Origin of the sequence: Streptomyces sp. FH025, assembly GCF_017427025.1 — a bacterium.
Lineage (GTDB): Bacteria > Actinomycetota > Actinomycetes > Streptomycetales > Streptomycetaceae > Kitasatospora.
In genome coordinates, this window is the sequence record NZ_JAFLNG010000073.1 from 1 (window position 1) to 19,099 (window position 19,099).

The 19,099-nt window shown below is 71.3% G+C and carries 19 protein-coding genes and 1 pseudogene; 11 read left to right on the forward strand and 9 right to left on the reverse strand.

Annotated features, from left to right (window positions below; genetic code table 11):
• The first annotated feature begins 1 nt into the window (after window position 1).
• Window positions 2–1,354 carry an MFS transporter gene (locus J0670_RS08245; RefSeq protein ID WP_207810743.1) on the forward strand — a complete coding sequence of 451 codons (1,353 nt, stop codon included), beginning with the start codon at window positions 2–4 and terminating at the stop codon, window positions 1,352–1,354.
• 42 nt (window positions 1,355–1,396) lie between these two features.
• On the opposite strand, the gene J0670_RS08250 is transcribed toward J0670_RS08245, so the two are convergent.
• Window positions 1,397–1,879: a hypothetical protein gene (locus J0670_RS08250; protein ID WP_374223074.1), complete on the reverse strand. Its 483-nt coding sequence runs from the start codon at window positions 1,877–1,879 to the stop codon at window positions 1,397–1,399.
• A gap of 452 nt (window positions 1,880–2,331) precedes the next feature.
• Between J0670_RS08250 and hemL the strand changes: the two genes are divergently transcribed.
• From hemL to J0670_RS08285, 7 genes are all read left to right on the forward strand, one after another.
• Entirely contained in the window at window positions 2,332–3,660 is a 1,329-nt protein-coding gene (gene hemL / locus J0670_RS08255; RefSeq protein ID WP_207810745.1) for a glutamate-1-semialdehyde 2,1-aminomutase, read from the forward strand.
• 57 nt (window positions 3,661–3,717) lie between these two features.
• On the forward strand, window positions 3,718–4,368 hold the full coding sequence (locus J0670_RS08260; RefSeq protein WP_207810759.1) for a histidine phosphatase family protein: 651 nt from the start codon (window positions 3,718–3,720) through the stop codon (window positions 4,366–4,368).
• Window positions 4,369–4,537: 169 nt separating this feature from the next.
• Window positions 4,538–5,143, forward strand: a complete 606-nt coding sequence (locus J0670_RS08265) for a TlpA disulfide reductase family protein (protein WP_307806440.1) — start codon at window positions 4,538–4,540, stop codon at window positions 5,141–5,143.
• Window positions 5,140–5,913, forward strand: a complete 774-nt coding sequence (locus J0670_RS08270; RefSeq protein ID WP_307806441.1) for a cytochrome c biogenesis protein CcdA — start codon at window positions 5,140–5,142, stop codon at window positions 5,911–5,913. Before J0670_RS08265 ends, J0670_RS08270 begins: the two co-directional genes overlap by 4 nt.
• A gap of 2 nt (window positions 5,914–5,915) precedes the next feature.
• Window positions 5,916–7,691 carry a cytochrome c biogenesis protein ResB gene (locus J0670_RS08275; RefSeq protein WP_307806442.1) on the forward strand — a complete coding sequence of 592 codons (1,776 nt, stop codon included), beginning with the start codon at window positions 5,916–5,918 and terminating at the stop codon, window positions 7,689–7,691.
• Window positions 7,692–7,694: 3 nt separating this feature from the next.
• The gene (ccsB, locus tag J0670_RS08280) at window positions 7,695–8,825 is read left to right on the forward strand and encodes a c-type cytochrome biogenesis protein CcsB (RefSeq protein WP_207810747.1); all 1,131 of its coding nucleotides are present in this window, start codon (window positions 7,695–7,697) and stop codon (window positions 8,823–8,825) included.
• A gap of 137 nt (window positions 8,826–8,962) precedes the next feature.
• The gene (locus J0670_RS08285; protein ID WP_207810748.1) at window positions 8,963–9,349 is read left to right on the forward strand and encodes a hypothetical protein; all 387 of its coding nucleotides are present in this window, start codon (window positions 8,963–8,965) and stop codon (window positions 9,347–9,349) included.
• A 6-nt stretch (window positions 9,350–9,355) separates the two neighbouring features.
• Here the strand turns inward: J0670_RS08285 and J0670_RS08290 are convergent, their stop codons facing one another.
• Complete coding sequence (locus tag J0670_RS08290; RefSeq protein WP_207810749.1) at window positions 9,356–10,396, reverse strand: ScbA/BarX family gamma-butyrolactone biosynthesis protein; 1,041 nt, start codon at window positions 10,394–10,396, stop codon at window positions 9,356–9,358.
• Window positions 10,397–10,749: 353 nt separating this feature from the next.
• On the opposite strand from J0670_RS08290, the gene J0670_RS08295 reads away from it, so the two are divergent.
• Complete coding sequence (locus J0670_RS08295; RefSeq protein ID WP_207810750.1) at window positions 10,750–11,394, forward strand: ScbR family autoregulator-binding transcription factor; 645 nt, start codon at window positions 10,750–10,752, stop codon at window positions 11,392–11,394.
• Between the two features lie 21 nt (window positions 11,395–11,415).
• On the opposite strand, the gene J0670_RS08300 is transcribed toward J0670_RS08295, so the two are convergent.
• The 4 genes from J0670_RS08300 to J0670_RS08315 all read right to left on the reverse strand — a co-directional run bounded on the left by J0670_RS08300 (window position 11,416) and on the right by J0670_RS08315 (window position 15,003).
• Window positions 11,416–12,033 (reverse strand): ScbR family autoregulator-binding transcription factor, encoded by a 618-nt coding sequence (locus J0670_RS08300; RefSeq protein WP_207810751.1) that lies wholly within the window; start codon window positions 12,031–12,033, stop codon window positions 11,416–11,418.
• Between the two features lie 208 nt (window positions 12,034–12,241).
• Window positions 12,242–12,451 carry an acyl-CoA carboxylase epsilon subunit gene (locus J0670_RS08305; RefSeq protein ID WP_207810752.1) on the reverse strand — a complete coding sequence of 70 codons (210 nt, stop codon included), beginning with the start codon at window positions 12,449–12,451 and terminating at the stop codon, window positions 12,242–12,244.
• Window positions 12,452–12,523: 72 nt separating this feature from the next.
• Window positions 12,524–14,125: an acyl-CoA carboxylase subunit beta gene (locus tag J0670_RS08310; protein WP_207810753.1), complete on the reverse strand. Its 1,602-nt coding sequence runs from the start codon at window positions 14,123–14,125 to the stop codon at window positions 12,524–12,526.
• Between the two features lie 452 nt (window positions 14,126–14,577).
• Window positions 14,578–15,003, reverse strand: a complete 426-nt coding sequence (locus J0670_RS08315) for a PLD nuclease N-terminal domain-containing protein (RefSeq protein WP_207810754.1) — start codon at window positions 15,001–15,003, stop codon at window positions 14,578–14,580.
• Window positions 15,004–15,097: 94 nt separating this feature from the next.
• Between J0670_RS08315 and J0670_RS08320 the strand changes: the two genes are divergently transcribed.
• The gene (locus J0670_RS08320; RefSeq protein ID WP_207810755.1) at window positions 15,098–16,549 is read left to right on the forward strand and encodes a menaquinone biosynthesis decarboxylase; all 1,452 of its coding nucleotides are present in this window, start codon (window positions 15,098–15,100) and stop codon (window positions 16,547–16,549) included.
• 79 nt (window positions 16,550–16,628) lie between these two features.
• Window positions 16,629–17,525 carry a menaquinone biosynthesis prenyltransferase MqnP gene (mqnP, locus tag J0670_RS08325; RefSeq protein WP_374223075.1) on the forward strand — a complete coding sequence of 299 codons (897 nt, stop codon included), beginning with the start codon at window positions 16,629–16,631 and terminating at the stop codon, window positions 17,523–17,525.
• A gap of 61 nt (window positions 17,526–17,586) precedes the next feature.
• Here the strand turns inward: mqnP and gcvH are convergent, their stop codons facing one another.
• From gcvH to J0670_RS08340, 3 genes and pseudogenes are all read right to left on the reverse strand, one after another.
• Window positions 17,587–17,976 carry a glycine cleavage system protein GcvH gene (gcvH, locus tag J0670_RS08330; RefSeq protein WP_207810757.1) on the reverse strand — a complete coding sequence of 130 codons (390 nt, stop codon included), beginning with the start codon at window positions 17,974–17,976 and terminating at the stop codon, window positions 17,587–17,589.
• A gap of 99 nt (window positions 17,977–18,075) precedes the next feature.
• Window positions 18,076–18,831 (reverse strand): alpha/beta fold hydrolase, encoded by a 756-nt coding sequence (locus tag J0670_RS08335; protein WP_207810758.1) that lies wholly within the window; start codon window positions 18,829–18,831, stop codon window positions 18,076–18,078.
• A gap of 42 nt (window positions 18,832–18,873) precedes the next feature.
• Window positions 18,874–19,099 (reverse strand): annotated as a pseudogene (locus tag J0670_RS08340) (MOSC domain-containing protein); the annotation flags it as partial.

Below are 19,099 nucleotides of genomic sequence, written 5' to 3' on the forward strand. Positions count from 1 at the left end.
AATGCTGATGATCGTCCTGGACGGCTCGATCGTCACCGTGGCGCTGCCCGCCATCCAGGACGACCTGGGCTTCACGCCCGCCGGCCTCACCTGGACGCTCAACGCCTACCTGATCGCCTTCGGCGGGTTGCTCCTGCTGGCCGGCCGGCTCGGCGACCTCATCGGCCGCAAGCGGGTCCTCATCGCCGGACTCGCCGTCTTCACCGCCGCCTCGCTGCTCTGTGCCGTCGCCACCGGGCAGGCCGTGCTGATCGCCGCCCGCTTCCTCCAGGGCGTCGGCGGCGCGATGGCCTCCGCCGTCAGCCTCGGCATGATCGTCACGCTCTTCCCCGAACCGCGCGAACGCGGCCGCGCGATCGGCGCGTTCAGCTTCGTCGGCGCGGCCGGCGCCTCGATCGGCCAGGTCCTCGGCGGGGTGCTCACCCAGGCGCTCAACTGGCACTGGATCTTCCTGATCAACCTGCCACTCGGCCTCGCCGCCGCCCTGCTCGCCCTCCGGGTGCTGGAGTCGGACCGCGGTCCGGGCCTGCGGGCCGGCGCCGACGCCCTGGGCGCCGTCCTGATCACCGCCGCGCTGATGCTCGGCATCTACACCATCGTCGGCGCCGGCACGAGCGGCTGGACCTCCGCCCGCACCCTCGGCCTCGGAGCGCTCTCGCTCGCCCTGCTGGCCGCCTTCCTGCTCCGCCAGGCCCGGGCCGCCGAACCGCTGCTCCCGCTGCGGATGTTCCGCTCGCGCGACGTCTCCGGCGCCAACCTGGTGCAGGTACTGACCATCTCCGGGATGTTCGGCTTCCAGATCATGGTCGCCCTCTACCTCCAGCGGGTCCTCGGCTACGGCGCGGCCGCCACGGGACTGGCGATGCTGCCGGCGGCGGCCGCCATCGGCGCGGTGTCACTGCTGCTCTCCGCCCGGCTGAGCGCGAGGTTCGGCGAGCGCGCCGTGCTGCTCACCGGCCTGACCATGCTGCTCGCCGCGCTCGCCCTGCTGGTCCGGCTGCCGTCCGACGCCGACTACGTCGTCCACCTGCTCCCGACCATGCTGCTCGTCTCCGGCGGCGGCCTGGTGCTGTCCACGCTCGCCGTGCTCGGCATGTCCGGCGCCGGTCCGGCCGACGCGGGCACCGCCTCGGGGCTGTTCAACACCACCCAGCAGATCGGCGGAGCGCTCGGCGTCGCCGTGCTCACCACCCTCGCCGACGGCCGCGCAGCAGCCCTGGTCGCCACCGGGCACCCGATGGTCGAGGCGCTCACGGGCGGCTTCCGGCTCGCCTTCGCGGTGGCCGCCGGACTGCTCGCGGCGGCGCTGCTGCTGGCGGCGGTGCTGCTCCGACCGGCCGTCAGCAAGGACTGACGTGCCGTCAACCGGTCAACCAGCCATCTCTGGGCGGGTGTTCTACGGCCAGACCAGGCAGTACAGCTGGTGCCCGGCCTCGTGCAGCCGGTTGGCGAAGTCCTGCCACTCGTGCAGCATGCTGTAGATCACGAAGGCGTCGCGCGGCCCGCGCCGGTCCGGGACGGTGGACCAGATGAAGGCGGCCGCGCCGAGCTCGGTGACGTCGGCCTTGCGGAGCGGTTCGACCACGTTGTGCGGGAGTTGGACGACGGCGTAGTCGGGGTGCAGCACGACGAGTTCCAGCGGCGGCACCTGGTGCAGGGGGACGCCCTGGATGCCGGTGAGCACCATGGCGCTCATGGTCTCCGGCTTGATCTTGGTGGAGAGGTGGCCGGTGGGGGAGCCGCTGGTCTCCATCAGGTCGCCGAGGCGCCCCAGCGCGCCGAGTTCGCCGGCGTCCAGGCCGAGACCGCCGGGGCCGAGGGCGGTGGGGACTCTGGCGGCGGTGGCGCGGTCCGGTGCGCCGAAGTACTTGTACGTCACCCCCACGCGTCCCTCACCCCGCCTCTCACCGCCGCGACGACCACGCCCCGTACCCGCTCCCGTACCCCCGCGTGCGGCCTCGGCGGGCCGGCGGGAGCCCCCCGCGGCCTCGTCGTAGCCGTCCTGCGCCTCGGACACTCGGACCATCCTCACCGGAATTCGCCGGAATCGACAGACCCCCGCACGTCCGGCGTCCCGCCGGACGTGCTCCTTACCCGTCATGCGCCGCCGTACCCACTCGCGGTACGCGGCAGTCCTCTCCACACCCCTGCACACGATCGGAGCGCTCGCGCACCCTGTGCATACAAGTCTGACTGGTCCGTGCTCCGGAGCAGCCAGTGGCCCCGTCCGTACGGACAACCGTCAGGACAACCGTACAGACAACGGTGCCCGGATCATCGTTCCAGATGATCGGGCCGGACATGCAGAGCTGAAGGACACGATTTGAGACCATGTCTTCTGTGAGCTACCCCTACGAAGCCCCCCAGTCCCAGTCGCTGTTCGAACGCGCCTCCGTGGTCACGCCCGGCGGCGTCAACTCCCCGGTGCGCGCCTTCCGCGCGGTCGGCGGCACGCCGCGCTTCATGGTGTCCGGCACCGGCCCCTACCTCACCGACGCCGACGGCCGTGAGTACGTCGACCTGGTGTGCTCGTGGGGTCCGATGATCCTCGGACACGCGCACCCCGCGGTGATCGACGCCGTCCAGCAGGCCGTCTCCCGCGGCACCTCCTTCGGCACGCCCGGCCAGGGCGAGGTCGAGCTGGCCGAGGAGATCGTCGCCCGGATCGCCCCGGTCGAGCAGGTCCGCCTGGTCTCCTCCGGCACCGAGGCCACCATGTCGGCGATCCGGCTGGCCCGCGGCTTCACCGGCCGGGCGAAGGTGGTGAAGTTCGCCGGCTGCTACCACGGTCACGTGGACGCGCTGCTGGCCGCCGCCGGTTCCGGCGTCGCCACCTTCGGCCTGCCGGACACCCCGGGCGTCACCGGCGCCCAGGCCGGCGACACCATCGTGCTGCCGTACAACGACCTGGCCGCCGTCGAGCGGGCCTTCGCCGCGCACCCGGGCGAGATCGCCTGCGTGATCACCGAGGCCTCGCCCGGCAACATGGGCGTCGTCCCGCCGCTGCCCGGCTTCAACGGGGGCCTGGCCCGGCTCTGCCGGGAGAACGGCGCGCTGTTCATCTCCGACGAGGTGATGACCGGCTTCCGCGTCTCCAAGGCCGGCTGGTACGGCCTGGAGGCCGCGAACGAGGGCTGGGCGCCGGACCTGCTGACCTTCGGCAAGGTCATGGGCGGCGGCTTCCCGGCCGCGGCCTTCGGCGGCCGCGCCGACGTGATGGCGCACCTCGCCCCGGCCGGCCCGGTCTACCAGGCCGGCACCCTCTCCGGGAACCCGGTCGCGACCGCGGCCGGCCTGGCCCAGCTGCGCGGCTGCACCGACGAGGTGTACGCGACGGTGGACAAGGTCGCCGCCGAGGTCTCCGGCCTGGTCTCCGACGCGCTCACCAAGGAGGGCGTGGCACACCGGCTGCAGACCGCCGGGAACATGTTCTCGGTGTTCTTCACCGAGGCTCCGGTGACCGACTACGACCAGGCCAAGGCGCAGGAGGCGTACCGTTTCACCGCCTTCTTCCACGCGATGCTGGCCGAGGGCGTCTACCTGCCCCCGTCCGCCTTCGAGTCCTGGTTCGTCTCGGCGGCCCACGACGCGCGGGCGATCGAGCGGATCGCCGCCGCCCTGCCGGCCGCCGCCCGGGCCGCCGCCGCGGCCACGGCCTAACCCAAGCCTCAGGAGTACCGAGAAGTGAGCGCCAAAGAGATCACCGTCGTCCACCTGATGCGCCACGGCGAGGTGCACAACCCGGAGGGCATCCTGTACGGGCGGCTGCCCGACTACCACCTGTCCGAGCTGGGCCGGGAGATGGCCGACCGGGTGGCCGAGGACCTGGCGGGCCGGGACATCACCCACGTGGTGGCCTCCCCGCTGGAGCGGGCCCAGGAGACCGCCGCGCCGATCGCCAAGGCGCACGGCCTGGACGTCGCCGAGGACGCGCGGCTGATCGAGGCGGAGAACGTCTTCGAGGGCAAGACCTTCGGCGTCGGCGACGGCTCGCTGCGCAACCCGGGCTACTGGAAGTACCTCACCAACCCGTTCAAGCCGTCCTGGGGCGAGCCGTACCTCGACCAGGTGGTGCGGATGATGGGCGCGCTCGGCGCGGCCCGGGACGCCGCCCGCGGGCACGAGGCGGTCTGCGTCAGCCACCAGCTGCCGATCTGGATAGTCCGCTCCTTCGTCGAGCGCCGCCGGCTCTGGCACGACCCGCGCCGTCGGCAGTGCTCGCTGGCCTCGCTGACCAGCTTCACCTTCGAGGGCGACCGGATCGTCTCGGTCGGCTACCGCGAGCCGGCCCGCGACCTGCTGCCCGCGCACCTGGTGGGCAAGGGCCGCAAGGGCGACAAGCCGGTGGGCAAGAGCTTCGGCGCGTAGAACCCGTACGGGCTCCGCACAAGGTAAGCCTTGCGTAAGTATGGGACCGGGCCACCTGGCGACTGCCGGGTGGCCCGGTCCCGTTGCAGGTCAGACGGGGTGCGACGCGCAAGAGCGGACCCCGGCGAACCTGCCCGGAACTCCATGCGAAACTTTTCACATGTCTGCCATGGCGCGCCCCCGTCCCCGTGTCGCCGCAGCCGCCGCCACTGTCGCCGCCGCTGCGCTCGTCCTCACCGGCTGTTCCTCCTCGGGCTCGTCGAGCAGCGGTGAAGGCCAGGTCGGCTTCGTCACCGTCAAGGGGACCAACCTGTCCAAGGCGGACATCGGCAAGCGCGGGGACGCGCCGGACATCTCCGGGGAGACCCTGGACGGGGCCCAGGTCAAGCTCTCCGACTACCGCGGCAAGATCGTGGTGCTCAACGTCTGGGGCTCCTGGTGCGGGCCGTGCCGGGCCGAGGCGAAGAGCCTCCAGGCCGTCGCGGACGAGTACAAGGACAAGGACGTCCAGTTCCTCGGCATCAACACCCGGGACACGGACAAGACCAACGCCGTCCGCTTCGAGCAGGAGCAGGGCGTCACCTTCCCGAGCATCTTCGACCCGGCCGGCACCCAGCTGCTCAAGTTCCCCAAGGGCAGCCTCAACCCGCAGTCCATCCCGACCACCCTGGTCGTCGACCGGGACGGCAAGCTGGCCGCCCGCGCCGTCGGCGGCACCACCCAGGACGCGCTGGAGTCGATCCTCCAGCCGGTGGTCGCGGAGCAGAAGCAGTGAGTGGGCACCTGCAACTCGCCGACACCTTCACCACCGTGCAGAGCGGTGCGCTGCTGGCCGCGGCGCCGATCGCGCTGGCGGCCGGGCTGCTGTCGTTCTTCTCGCCCTGCGTGCTGCCGCTGGTACCCGGCTACCTCTCGTACGTGACCGGCTTCTCGGCCGCCGACCTCGCGGACGCCCGTGGTACGAAGCGTGGCCGGATGCTGCTCGGGGCGACCCTGTTCATCCTCGGCTTCACCGCGGTCTTCGTCTCCGGTGGGGCGCTGTTCGGCCAGTTCGGCTTCACCTTGCAGGAGCACAAGCGGGTCATCTCCATCGTGCTCGGCTCGGTCACCGTGGTGATGGGCCTGGCCTTCATGGGCCTCGTCCCCGGCCTGAGCATGCGTGAGGTGCGCTCCCACCGTCGCCCGGCCGTCGGCCTGCTCGGCGCGCCGCTGCTGGGCGTGGTGTTCGGCGTCGGCTGGACGCCCTGCATCGGCCCGACCCTGGCCGCCGTCCAGACCCTGTCCCTGAACCAGGCCGACGCGGAGCGCGGGGCCCTGCTGATGACCTTCTACTGCGTGGGCCTGGGCGTACCGTTCATCGTGGCCGCGCTGGCCTTCCGCCGGGCGCTGGGCGCCTTCGGCTGGGTCAAGCGGCACTACCCGCTCGTCATGCGGATCGGCGGCGGCATGCTCGTCGCGGTCGGTCTGCTGCTCGTCACCGGGATCTGGGATTCCTGGATGAGCGAACTGCAGTCCTGGACCGCCGACTCCCAGATCGGAATCTGACCGTGAGCAAGACCACGACCGAGACCGAGCTGCCCCCGGCACCGGACGACACCGCGGCCGAGCGGCTCAGCACCGCGCCGGTCGAGTCCGACGGCCCGGTCGGCATAGGGATGTTCGGCTGGGCGCGCTGGATGTGGCGCCAGCTGACCTCGATGCGGGTCGCCCTGATCCTGCTGTTCCTGCTCTCGCTGGCCGCCATCCCGGGCTCGCTGATCCCGCAGAACGGCCAGAACCAGTTCAAGGTGCAGACCTGGAAGGCGCAGCACACCACGGTCGCGCCGATCTACGAGAAGCTCCAGCTGTTCGACGTCTACAGCTCGGTCTGGTTCTCCGCGATCTACATCCTGCTGTTCATCTCGCTGGCCGGCTGCATCGTCCCGCGCACCTGGCAGTTCGTCGGCGTGCTGCGCTCCCAGCCGCCGGCCGCCCCGCGCAACCTGACCCGGATGCCGGTGCACGCGGCCTGGCGCACCTCGGCGGACGCCGACGCGGTGAACGCCGCCGCGCACGGGCTGCTGCGCAAGCGCGGCTTCCGCGCCAACCTGTCCGGCGGTGCGGTGGCCGCCGAGAAGGGCTACCTGCGCGAGGTCGGCAACCTGCTGTTCCACCTGTCGCTGTTCGCGCTGCTCGGCGGCTTCGCCTGGGCCAGCCTGGCCTCCGGCACCGGCGGCAAGCTGATGGTCGAGGGTGAGGGCTACTCGAACACCATCACCCAGCTCGACGACTTCACCGGCACGCGGTTCTACAACAACCAGGACCTCGACCCCTTCTACCTGAAGCTCGACGACTTCACCTCCAAGTTCCAGAACAAGGGCGACCAGATCGGTGCCGCCCGGCAGTTCACCGCGAACGTCGAGTACTACGCGGGCAGCGACGAGACGAAGCTGAAGAAGGGCACGATCGAGGTCAACCACCCGCTGGAGATCGGCGGCAGCAAGGTCTACCTGATCGGCCACGGCTACGCTCCGGTCGTCACCGTCCGCAACGGCAAGGGCGACGTCGTCTACAGCGGTGCCGTGCCGTTCCTGCCGCAGGACGGCAACCTGACCTCGACCGGTGTCGTGAAGGTCTCCGACTACGGCACCGGCCCGGACGGCACCAAGACCCAGATGGGCTTCTCCGGCTTCTTCCTGCCGACCGCGCCGCTGAGCTTCGAGGGCACCGGCCCGGTCTCGCTCTTCCCCGGTGACGCCGCCCCCGAGCTGGTGCTGAACGCCTTCGCCGGCGACCTGGGCACCGACTCCGGCCTGCCGCAGAACGTCTACCAGCTGAACACCCGCAAGCTCACCCAGCTGACCCAGGACGGCCAGCCGGCCAAGGCCCGGCTCAAGCCCGGCCAGGGCTGGACCCTGCCGGACGGCTACGGCTCCGTCACCTTCGAGGGCTACAAGCAGTGGGCGAGCTTCAACGTCTCGCACCGTCCCGGCAACGCGATCGCGCTGACCGGCGCCGTGCTGGCGATCCTCGGCCTGATCGGCTCGCTGTTCATCCAGCGCCGCCGGATCTGGGTGCGCGCGGTGGCCCTGCCGGGCGGCGGCACCCAGGTGGAGCTGGCCGGTCTCGCCCGCAGCGAGTCGGCGAAGATCGCCGAGGAGCTGGCCGAACTCGCGGTGGACCTCCAGGACGACGCCCCGGCGGTGGAGGACGAGGACGACACCGCACCCGAGGCCCCGGACGCACCGGAGGCCCCAGACGCATCCGAGGAGACCGGGGCCCCCACAGCCCCGAAGACGTCCTCGGGCTCCGCAGTCCCCGCTGACCAGAACTCCAAGGAGTAGACGGTGCAACTCGCCGCGGCGGTCGACCCTCAGCTGGCCGACCTCTCGAACAAGCTGATCTATTCGGCGATGGTGGTCTACACGCTCGCCATGTTCGCCCACATGATCGAGTGGACCTTCGGCAGCAAGGGCGCCGTCGCCGTCCGCTCGAAGGAGCAGTCGGGCACCCTGGCCGAGACCGTCGCCACGGCCGGGAAGAAGGCCACGAAGCAGGTCACCGTGACCGTGGCGCGGTCGGGCGGCGGCACCGCCACGCTCACCCGCACCGCGGTGGCGGGCGAGGGCACGACGGTGGTCACCACCGGGCGCGGCACGGACGAGGAGGACGGCCCGGGCGCGGCCGGCACCAACGAGAAGGCCGACCTGGCCGGCCGGATCGCCGTATCGCTCACCGTCCTCGGGCTGCTGCTGCACGGCGGCGGCATCGTCACCCGCGGCCTGTCGGTGTCCCGCTGGCCGTGGGGCAACATGTACGAGTTCTCCTGCGCCTTCGCCTTCGCGATGATCGCCGCCTACCTGGTGCTGCTGGCGGCGAAGAAGAAGGTCCGCTGGCTCGGCCTGCCGGTCGTGCTCGCGGCGCTGCTGACCCTGGGCATCGCCACCACGGTGCTGTACACCGACTCCGAGCAGCTCGTCCCGGCGCTGCACTCGCCGTGGCTGGCGATCCACGTCTCCACCGCGATCTTCTGCGGCGGCGCCTTCTACGCGGCGTTCATCGCCACCCTGCTGTACCTGGGCAAGGACTCCTTCGAGAAGCGGATCGCGGCCGGCCTGACCACCGGCCCGCTGGGCACCTCGGCCTCGATCTGGCGCCGGCTGCCCGCCGCGTCCACCTTCGACAAGCTGTCCTACCGGATCAACGCCCTGGTCTTCCCGCTGTGGACCTTCACCATCATCGCGGGCGCGATCTGGGCCGAGGCCGCCTGGGGCAAGTACTGGGAGTGGGACCCGAAGGAGACCTGGTCCTTCATCACCTGGGTCGCCTACGCCTGCTACCTGCACGCCCGCGCGACGGCCGGCTGGAAGGGCCGCAAGGCCGCGTACCTCGCGCTGGCGGCCTTCGCCTGCTGGCTCTTCAACTACTACGGCGTGAACATCTTCGTCACCGGCAAGCACTCGTACGCGGGGATCTGACCGGGGCACACACCAATCGGCCCGGCTCTCTCCCACAGACAGCCGGGCCGAGGTGCAACAGGGGTAGTGCGCGCCGGCCGCCGGTCGGTGCGAGAGGGAATTGAGGAGGAAATCGCGCAATGGAGTGCGACGAGGTCATGCTGACCGTCCGAATCACCGCCGCCGAGCGCATGCTGCTCCGCCGGCTCGCCCAGGGACACCGGAGCGACGTGTCCGAGGTGGTGGCCGACGCTCTGCTGGACATCATCCCCACGCTCAGCGCGCCGGGGGACGCCTACCGGCTGCTGAGCGCCATCGCCACGCCCGCGCCGTGCGCCCTGACGGTCTGGCTGCCGACCGCGCTGGCCGACCTGCTGGTGCCCGGCGCGGCCCGGATCGCCCAGCTCACCGACGTCCGGGTCGAGTCGGCCAGCGGGGCGCTGGGCGCGGCCCTGCGACTCTGGCTGGCGCAGGACCCGGTCCGGCTGGCGGCCAACCTCAGCGTGATGCACGCCGGGCGGCCTGCCACGCTGGTGGCCGCCTGACGGGTTTCAGCTCGCCAGCGGCAGAAGGCCGGGAGTGGCGGGGCGGCCATCGAAGGCGTCCCGGCGCACCGGCAGCCGCGGACCGTCGACCGGCTCGGTGAGCAGCCGGCACTCGGCCGCCGTCCGCCCGTCCTGGGTCAGTCGGACCAGGACGGGGGTGCGGCGGCCGTCCTGTGTCCGCTCGCGGACCGCCCGGACGAAGCAGGGCCGGTCCAGCTCTATGTAGTGGTCGAAGGAGGTCACCAGCTCGACCGGCACCACCGGTTCGGGGTGGTGCAGCCGCTGGGCGGCCTGCCGGGCGGCCTCCAGGACCAGCATCCCGGGCACGTGGTCCAGCTCGTGGTCGAACAGCACCGGATGCTCGACGTCGGTGCGCAGCAGCCAGGTGTCCGGCCGCAGGGTCGGGCTGAGCACCACGTCCGCCGGCTGGGCGCGGCCGACGAGTCCGGGGTCGTCGGGCGCCGGTGGCCGTGGCGGGGCGACGGCCTGCCGCCCGGGGCCGCGCAGCCGTTCGTACGAGGCGGGGGTGGCCACGCGCAGCTGGCCGGTGCCGCGGCCGATCCGCCGGCCGTCCCGGGTGACCTCGGCGTGCACCCGCAGCGAGGCGAGCCGGCCGTGCCGCATCCGGACGTCCTCGCAGCCGACGGTCAGCATCAGCGAGGCGGGGCCGGCGGTGACGGCGAGGCCGGGCAGGCCCGTCTCGCCGAGAGCGTAGCCGAGTTCCTCCATGACGAAGTGGTGGTCGCGGGGCACTCCAAAGCCGGCGTGGCCGATCAGCAGTCCGGCCTGCCGGACGGTCTCGGCCATCAGCACCGGGTCGTGGTAGCGGTCCCCGGGCAGCCGGTAGAAGCCGTGCAGCCGGGGCCACTGGGCGCCGATCAGGAAGTCGTACGGGCCGGTGGCCTGCCAGCCGGTGAGGAAGACCTCGGACACCGAGGCGCGGTGCACCAGGTGCCGGGAGACGGTCCGGTCGTGGAAGTCGTAGCCGTGGCCGGTGCCCGGGTGGGCGTACGGGCCGTGGGCGTCCGGCTCTACGATCGATGGCATGACTGGCCCCCGCTTCAGGGTGTCGGTCGAGCGGCCGATACGGACGCCCCACAGCAAAACATACATACCACCCGGTTTGTCTTCTGTGACCGGGGTCGCCCCCTGCCGCGCCACCCGGCCTGGCCACGCTACCTGCCCTCTGGGCTGCGGGAATGCCCTATCCGGGGGAGGGCGGACCTTGGGCGGGGGCCCGTCCCCGCTGGACGGCGGGGTCGACAAGGACGCTAGATTAGATACCAACCATGCGGTTTAGGTGGAGGCCGTCCGCGGGTGAGGCGCCACTATCCGTCGGAGAGCGCGCCGAGAGCAGCCGGACGGAGCGGGGCCGCGTCCGGCCGAGTCCGGAGGGGTCAGTGGTCAAGCAGGAACGCGCGGGGCGGACCAGGCAGGCCGTGCTGCTCGCCGCCGCGGGTACCTTCGCGCAGGTCGGCTTCGAGGCCGCCAGCCTGGTGGACATCAGCCGCCGGGCCGGGGTGAGCAAGGGCGCCCTCTACTTCCACTTCGTCTCCAAGCAGGCCCTGGCCGAAGGGGTCCGGGCCGCCGCCGGGCGGGAGATCGGCTCGGCCGCCCTGCGCGCCCTGCGCGCCGAGGGCCCGGCCCTGCAGAGCCTGATCGACTTCTCGCACGAACTCGCCCGGCTGCTGCGCGAGGACGTGGTGGTCCGGGCCGGTGTCCGGCTGAACCACCGGGGCCCGCGTCCGGGCGAGGGCGGGAACGGCTCCGGCGCTCCGCATGCCCAGCCCGCCGTCGGGGCCACCTGGCGCAGCCTCACCGCGGTCGTCCGCCGACTGCTGGACCGCGCCGCCGAGGCCGGCGAGCTGGGCCCGGACGTGGACCGGCGGGCCTGCGCCGAGCTGCTCACCGCGGCGGCCGCCGGTCAGGTGCTGCTGGCCGTCGAGGACGCCGGGCGACCGGCCCCGGAGGCCGTCCGGCGGCTCTGGGCCGCCGCGCTGCCGGCCCTGGTGGCGCGGGAACGGCTGGCCGGCTACCGGGTCTGAGCCGGTTCGAACGCGGCGGGGTCAGGACGCGACGCGCTCGGCGACGCTCAGCCGGGCCAGCGCGTGCGGCTGCACCAGCCCGGGCAGCAGCAGCGTCCACAGGTCGGACATCCGCTTGATCAGGTCCTGCCGCTGGGCCAGCACCTGGGAGCTCAGCTGGATCCCGGTGACCGCGCCGGTGATCACCCCGGCGGCGGCGGCCAGGTCGATCCCCGGGTGGAGGTCCCCGGCCTCCCGGGCGCGCTCCAGCAGCGTGTGGACCAGGTCCGTCCAGCCCTGGTAGGCCGCGATCTGCGGCTGGGTGAAGCTGCCGTGCTCGATCGTCAGCCGGATGCTGCCGCGCACCATCGGGTCGTTCAGGAGCGCGTGGGCGAAGGCGTACCCGAGGTCGATCAGGGTCTGCACCGGGCTGTCCGAGGACGGTTCCCAGGTGGCGATCCAGGCGCCCTGCCCCTCGATCACGGCGAGCGCCAGCTCCTCCTTGGAGCGGAAGTGGAAGTACAGCGCGCCCTTGGTGACGCCGGCCCGGTCCAGGATCTCGGACATCGTGGCGGCGGCGTAGCCCCGCTCGTCGAACACCTCGGCCGCCGCGAGGAGCACCGCCTGGCGGGTCGCCAGCGCACGGGCCTGCCTGGCCATCGCAGCCTCCCTGGAAATTTCTGTACCTCGGCAGCGGCCGATCCTATGGGGGCCGACGGGGCGACGGGCGCATACCGTCCAGTAGGTATTCTACCGAGCCGTCGCACGTCCGACCGGACGGGCGCGAACGGAGCGTGCACGCCCCCGAACGCTCCGACGGCCGGCCACCCGGGTGGGGTGGCCGGCCGTCGTCAGCGTTCGAGGCCTGTCAGGCGGCCTGCTGCCAGCTGACCGGGGAGTAGTACGCCGGGCGGCGCTCCAGCCGGTGCCAGGTGGCGATCGGCTCGACCGGCGCGATGGCGGCGGCCTGCTGCCCGGCGGCGGCGCGGGCCAGCAGGACGGCGGTCAGGGCGGCGAGCTCCTCGTCGGAGAGGCTGCCGCGGACGATGCGGACGAGGGGTTCGGCGGAATCGGTCATGTCCTGGTTTCTCCCCCGGTTGCTGTGGTGTGTGGTGTCGCTCGGTACGGCCTGCGCTGGTGAACCGCCGTACTACATCGGCGGGTTGCCGTGCTTGCGGCTGGGCAGGTCGGCGTGCTTGGTGCGGAGCATCGCCAGGGCGGAGGCGATCACCTGGCGGGTCTCGGCCGGGTCGATGACGTCGTCCACGAGGCCGCGCTCGGCCGCGTAGTACGGGTGCATCAGCTCGCTCTTGTATTCCTTGATCTTCTGGGCCCGCATCGCGTCCGGGTCCTCGGCGCCGTTGATCTCGCGGCGGAAGATGACGTTGGCGGCGCCCTCGGCACCCATCACCGCGATCTCGTTGGTCGGCCAGGCGTAGGACAGGTCCGCGCCGATCGAGCGGGAGTCCATCACGATGTAGGCGCCGCCGTAGGCCTTGCGCAGGATCAGCGAGATGCGCGGCACGGTGGCGTTGCAGTACGCGTACAGCAGCTTGGCGCCGTGCCGGATGATGCCGCCGTGCTCCTGGTCGACGCCGGGCAGGAAGCCGGGGACGTCGAGCAGGGTGACCAGCGGGATGTTGAAGGCGTCGCACATCTGGACGAAGCGCGCGGCCTTCTCACTGGCGTTGATGTCCAGCACGCCGGCCAGCGACTGCGGCTGGTTGGCGATGATGCCGGTCACGTGGCCGTCGACCCGGGCCAGCACGCACAGCACGTTGGTCGCCCAGCGCTCGTGGACCTCCAGGTACTCGCCGTGGTCGACGATCTCCTCGATCACCTTGCGCATGTCGTACGGGCGGTTGCCGTCGGCGGGCACCAGGTCCAGCAGGCTGTCGTTGCGCCGGTCGACCGGGTCCTCGCTGAGGACGGACGGCGGCATCTCGCGGTTGTTCTGCGGCAGCAGCGACAGGAGGAAGCGGACCTCCTCGATGCAGGACTGCTCGTCGTCGTAGACGAAGTGCGAGACGCCCGAGACGCCGGCGTGCACGTCGGCGCCGCCCAGGCCGTTCTGGGTGATCTTCTCGCCGGTCACCGCCTGGACCACGTCCGGGCCGGTGATGAACATCTGCGAGGTCTCGCGGACCATGAAGACGAAGTCGGTCAGCGCGGGGGAGTACGCGGCGCCGCCGGCGCACGGGCCGAGCATCACCGAGATCTGCGGGATGACGCCGGAGGCCTTGGTGTTGCGCTGGAAGATGCCGCCGTAGCCGGCCAGGGCGGTGACGCCCTCCTGGATGCGGGCGCCGGCGCCGTCGTTCAGCGAGACCAGCGGCGCACCGGCCGCGATGGCCATGTCCATGATCTTGTGGATCTTCTGCGCGTGGGCCTCGCCCAGCGCGCCGCCGAAGATCCGGAAGTCGTGTGCGTAGGTGAACACGGTGCGCCCGTGCACGGTGCCCCAGCCGACGATCACGCCGTCGGTGTGCGGCTTCTTGGCCTCCAGGCCGAAGCCCTGGGCGCGGTGCCGGCGCAGCGGCTCGACCTCACGGAAGGAGCCCTCGTCCAGCAGGAGCTCGATGCGCTCCCGGGCGGTGAGCTTGCCCTTCGCGTGCTGGGCCTCGGTCGCCTTGTCGCTGGGGCCGCGGCGCACCTTCTCGCGCAGCTCGTGCAGCTCGGCGACCCGCCCCCGGGCGTCGACCGGGACCTCGGGGACCTCGTCGCCTACCGGCGCCTCATGCACAACCGTCATCTCGAACCACTCCAAGGGTGAGGGAACTGTCCGACAGCCAACGTCTGCTGTGCCCCCAGCTGCGAATCAATTTCTTCACTTATGACTGTACGAGGGGCCGTGCGCTGGTTTCGGCGTCGATTCCGTACAAGGTCGGGTTCGTTTAGCTGTCAGGCCTGGACAGAATCGGCCGGGCCGAAGGTTGAGCGCTCGGTGTCTGTTCGAATACTGGGGGTTGTCGGGCAGATGATGGTCCGATGATCTGAGCATGAAGAAACGCGCAGGTCAGGGCCGTCGCGCACCAATGTAGGACGGGCTTCTTGTGGTCCGCTCAAGGGCCGGTCAAGCCGGTCGCCGAGGTGGGTCGGGATCCTGTCGGCAGGTCCGCAATCGTAGAGAAGCGCCAAAAACGCCACAGCCCACCCGTCCGCGCCCGGGTGGGCTGTCCGAGGTAAGCGGCGGGGCCGCTTTGATCAGCTCTTTCGGTCGTCCTCGGGCTCGTCGCGGCCGCGCAGCTCCTCTTCCCGGCGGCGCAGATCGGCCTCCCACCGCTTGAGCATGTCCTCGTGGTCCTTGTCGTCCCTCTGCAAGGACTCCTTCGCCAGGGAGGCGAGGAACTCCGGGTCGTCGTCCGGCGCGGTCGGGCGTCCGCCGCGCGGAGCCCCGGCCGGGCGGCCCGCGCGACCGTCGGCCGCGCCGGCGCCTGCCCGCAGGAAGCCGCGCTGCTTGCCGGCCACCAGCCAGGCGATCGGGCCCAGTGGCGGGAAGAGCAGCACGATGATCAGCCAGATCGGCTTCGGCAGGTACCGGACCTCGTCCTCGGGCGTGATCAGGCAGTCGATGAACGCCCAGACCCAGAGCGCGAGCGGAAGGATGATGGTCAGAAGGATCCTCAGCACGGCTGTGATCTCCCCCGGCGTCGGCGAGTGGCGGCGGGCGCCTTCCCGGGGCCCTTGACCCGGCCAGGCTATCGGGTGGCGGATACTGACAGGCATGGCATACGACGATCTCCGCTCGTTTCTCCGGGCCCTCGACCGCGAGGGCGACCTCAAGCGCATCAAGGCGGAGGTGGACCCGCACCTGGAGGTCGGCGAGATCGTCGATCGCGTGCAGAAGGCCAAGGGCCCGGCGCTGCTGTTCGAGAACGTCAAGGGCTCGTCGATGCCGCTGGCGATGAACGTCTTCGGCACCGAGCGGCGCCTGGCCAAGGCGCTCGGCCTCAAGGGCCCGGACGACATCTCGGAGAAGATCGCCGGACTGCTCAAGCCCGAGCTGCCGCAGGGCTTCACCGGCTTCCGGGACGCCTTCGGCAAGCTCGCCTCGATGGCGCACGTGCCGCCCCGGCACGTCAAGGAGGCGCCCGTCCAGGAGGTCGTGCTCACCGGCGACGACGTCAACCTGGACGAGCTGCCCGCGCTCTTCACCTGGCCGCTGGACGGCGGCTCCTTCTTCAACCTGGGCTTGACCCACACCAAGGACCCGGACACCGGCATCCGCAACCTGGGCCTCTACCGGCTCCAGCGGCACGACCGCCGCACCATCGGGATGCACTGGCAGATCCACAAGGACAGCCGCAACCACTACGCGGTGGCGGCCAAGCACGGGGAGCGGCTGCCGGTCGCGATCGCCTTCGGCTGCCCGCCGGCCGTCACCTACGCGGCCACCGCGCCGCTGCCCGGGGACATCGACGAGTACCTCTTCGCCGGGTTCATCGCGGGGGAGCGGGTGCGGATGGTCGACTGCAAGACCGTCCCGCTGCAGGTCCCGGCCGACGCGGAGGTGGTGCTGGAGGGCTGGCTGGAGCCCGGCGAGATGCTGCCCGAGGGCCCGTTCGGCGACCACACCGGCTTCTACACCCCGCAGGAGCCGTTCCCGGCACTGACGATCGACTGCGTGACGATGCGCCGCCGTCCGATCCTCCAGTCCATCGTGGTCGGTCGGCCGCCGACCGAGGACGGCCCGCTGGGCAAGTTCACCGAGCGGTTCTTCCTGCCGCTGCTGAAGATCATCATCCCGGACATCGTCGACTACGACCTGCCCGAGGCGGGCGGCTTCCACAACTGCGTGATCGTCTCGATCGACAAGAAGTACCCGAAGCACGCCCAGAAGACGATGCACGCGATCTGGGGCGCGCACATGATGTCGCTGACCAAGCTGATCATCGTGGTGGACTCCGACTGCGACGTGCACGACTACCAGGAGGTCGCCTGGCGGGCCTTCGGCAACGTCGACTACAGCCGCGACCTCACGGTCGTCGAGGGCCCGGTCGACCACCTCGACCACGCCTCCTACCAGCAGTTCTGGGGCGGCAAGGCGGGCATCGACGCGACCCGCAAGCTGCCCGAGGAGGGCTACACCCGGGACGGCGGCTGGCCGGAGATGGTCTCCTCGGACCCGGCGACGGCCGCGCTGGTCTCGCGTCGCTGGAAGGAATACGGACTGTGAGGAGCAACGTCGTGAAGTCGAGCCAGGCGCGGGGGGCCGGTTGGCCCCGCACCAGCGGGGATGTTCCGGAGTGCGGACTGTGAGCACGGCCGCTGTTGAAACTCCCGGGCGCACCAAGGCGTTCCTGCGCCTGGTGATGATCGAGCACTCGGTCTTCGCGCTCCCCTTCGCCTACATCGCCGCGCTGACGGCCATGTTCCTCGCCGACAAGCGGATGCACTGGGGCGAGCTGTTCATCGTCACGGTGTGCATGGTCGGCCTGCGGACCTTCGCCATGGCGGCGAACCGGATCATCGACCGCGAGATCGACGCCCGCAACCCGCGCACGGCGGGGCGTGAACTGGTCACGGGCGCGGTGTCGTTGAAGACCGCGTACGTCGGCTCGGCCGTCGCGCTGGTGGTCTTCCTCGGCGCGGCGGCGATGCTCAACCCGCTGTGCCTGGCGCTCGCTCCGGTGGCCGTGGTGCCGATGGTGGTCTACCCCTACGGCAAGCGCTTCACGAACTTCCCGCAGGCGATCCTGGGCATCGCGCAGGCGATGGGCCCGGTGGGCGCCTGGCTCGCGGTGACGGGCAGCTGGTCCTGGGAGGCCGTCGTCCTGGGCGTCGCGGTCGGCATCTGGATCGGCGGCTTCGACCTGATCTACGCCTGCCAGGACGTCGAGTCCGACCGGGAGAACGGCGTCGGATCGCCGCCGGCCCGCTTCGGCGTGCCCGCCGCGATCTGGGGCGCGCGGGTCTGCCACCTGCTGACCACGCTCCTGCTGGGCTGGTTCGCGATCCTGACGGACGCCGGAGTGGCGTTCTGGATCGGCCTGGTGGTCGTCGCGGGCGCGTTCGTGTACGAGCACACCATCGTGAAGCCGAACGACCTGTCGAAGCTCAACCGGGCGTTCTTCCAGACCAACAGCTTCGTCGGCATCTCGCTGTTCTTCTTCGCGCTGGTCGACCTGGTCGTCCGCGGGCTCGGCGTCTGAGCCCGACCCGTTCGACCGCCCGGCCCTCCTCGTCCGAGGAGGGCCGGGCGCGTTTCCGGGCCTACTCCTCGTCGAGGTAGGCCTTGTACTCGGCCGCCGTGAGCAGTTCCTTCAGCTCCTCGGGCTTGGTGAAGGTGAGCTCGATGATCCAGCCGTCGCCGTACGCGTCCGTGTTGACCAGTTCAGGCTCACCGTCCAGCTCCTCGTTCACCGTGGCGACCGTGCCGGTGAGCGGCAGGAAGAGGTCGCTCACCGACTTGACCGACTCCACCGTGCCGAACGTCGCGTTCTGTTCGAGCTTCTTCCCCGCCGTGGGGATGTCGACGAAGACGATGTCGCCGAGCTGTTTCTGCGCGTAGTCGGTGATGCCCACGCGGGCCTTGTCCTTCCCTGTGGTCTCCACCCACTCGTGGTCCCTGGTGTACTTGAGGTTCTCCGGGATCGTGGACACGGGGCCTCCTTGGCCTGACGGTCGGTCAGTTGCGTGGAGGAGCCTGCTACAGATCCGCGCCCATCGCCGTGCAGCTCACTCGAAGGAGTGAGTCGTGCGCTAGTTGTGCAGAAAGGACTCCACGGACGCGGCCAGCGCCACCGGCGTCTCGTACATCGGGTAGTGCCCGCTGCCGCTGAGCTCCTCCAGTTCGGCGTTCGGGTAGTGGGCGAGCCAGGTGCCGCGCGCCACCTCGGCGGTCAGGGCGAGGTCGTACTCGCCGACGATGGCCTTGACCGGCACCGGATTGCCGCTGATCCGCTTCTCCAGGTCGGCGGTCGTCCAGTCCCGGACGTACCCGCCGAAGGCCTCCGGGGTGGACTGCCGCAGCGACTGGTCGACCATGTGGTCGAGCCAGACCCGGCCGGCCCGCCGGCCGGTGACCAGGTCGAGGATCGCGAAGCGCTTCTCCCGGTCCCCGGCGGCGCCGTGGAACAGCGCCGCGCCGGCCTCGTCCAGCGGGTACGGCCCGGCCGGCACCGGGGCCAGGCCGACCAGCTTGCGCACCCGCAGCGGCGCCTCGGCGAGCACCTGCTGGGCCGCCTTGGCGCCCATCGAGTGGCCGACCAGGGAGAAGCGGTCCCAGCCGAGCTGGTCGGCGAGGGCGAGCGCGTCCGAGGCGATCTCGGCGAGCGTGTACGCGCCGGGGACGTCCTTGCGCTCCCCGTAGCCGCGGTAGTCGAGGAAGGCGTAGCTGAAGGCCCCGCCGTCGAGGTGGTCGAGGAAGGGGCCCCAGCCGGCAGAGGTGCCGAACCAGTCGTGCAGGACCAGGACGTGGTGGTCGCCGGTGCCGGTCATGCGGTGAGGGATCGTCATGCCCTCGGTCCTTCCCCGGAAGGCGCCCACCCGAACGGCCGGTCAGTCGATGACCAGGCGGTCGCCGAGGCGCAGCCGGCCGGGGGCGGCGACCTCGGCGAGGGCGTCGAGGCGGCCGTCGTTGGCGTGCACGATGGCCTTGAGGATCTCGGGGGCGTGCGGCAGGCCGGGCTGCGGGGCGGAGGTCATCGCGCAGCGCTCGCTGGAGGTGACGAAGGCGAGCCGGGCGCTGCCCGGGGCCTCGCCGCGGGCCTGGCGGCCGAGCCAG

Excerpts from the sequence above, each read along its gene's own strand:
- J0670_RS08245 (WP_207810743.1), top strand. The coding sequence starts at position 2 with ATGCTGATGATCGTCCTGGACGGCTCGATCGTCACCGTGGCGCTGCCC.
- hemL (WP_207810745.1), top strand. The coding sequence starts at position 2,332 with ATGTCTTCTGTGAGCTACCCCTACGAAGCCCCCCAGTCCCAGTCGCTG.
- J0670_RS08260 (WP_207810759.1), top strand. The coding sequence starts at position 3,718 with ATGCGCCACGGCGAGGTGCACAACCCGGAGGGCATCCTGTACGGGCGG.
- J0670_RS08265 (WP_307806440.1), top strand. The coding sequence starts at position 4,538 with ATGGCGCGCCCCCGTCCCCGTGTCGCCGCAGCCGCCGCCACTGTCGCC.
- J0670_RS08285 (WP_207810748.1), top strand. The coding sequence starts at position 8,963 with ATGCTGACCGTCCGAATCACCGCCGCCGAGCGCATGCTGCTCCGCCGG.
- J0670_RS08290 (WP_207810749.1), bottom strand. The coding sequence starts at position 10,396 with ATGCCATCGATCGTAGAGCCGGACGCCCACGGCCCGTACGCCCACCCG.
- J0670_RS08300 (WP_207810751.1), bottom strand. The coding sequence starts at position 12,033 with ATGGCCAGGCAGGCCCGTGCGCTGGCGACCCGCCAGGCGGTGCTCCTC.
- J0670_RS08305 (WP_207810752.1), bottom strand. The coding sequence starts at position 12,451 with ATGACCGATTCCGCCGAACCCCTCGTCCGCATCGTCCGCGGCAGCCTC.
- J0670_RS08310 (WP_207810753.1), bottom strand. The coding sequence starts at position 14,125 with ATGACGGTTGTGCATGAGGCGCCGGTAGGCGACGAGGTCCCCGAGGTC.
- J0670_RS08320 (WP_207810755.1), top strand. The coding sequence starts at position 15,098 with ATGGCATACGACGATCTCCGCTCGTTTCTCCGGGCCCTCGACCGCGAG.
- J0670_RS08335 (WP_207810758.1), bottom strand. The coding sequence starts at position 18,831 with ATGACGATCCCTCACCGCATGACCGGCACCGGCGACCACCACGTCCTG.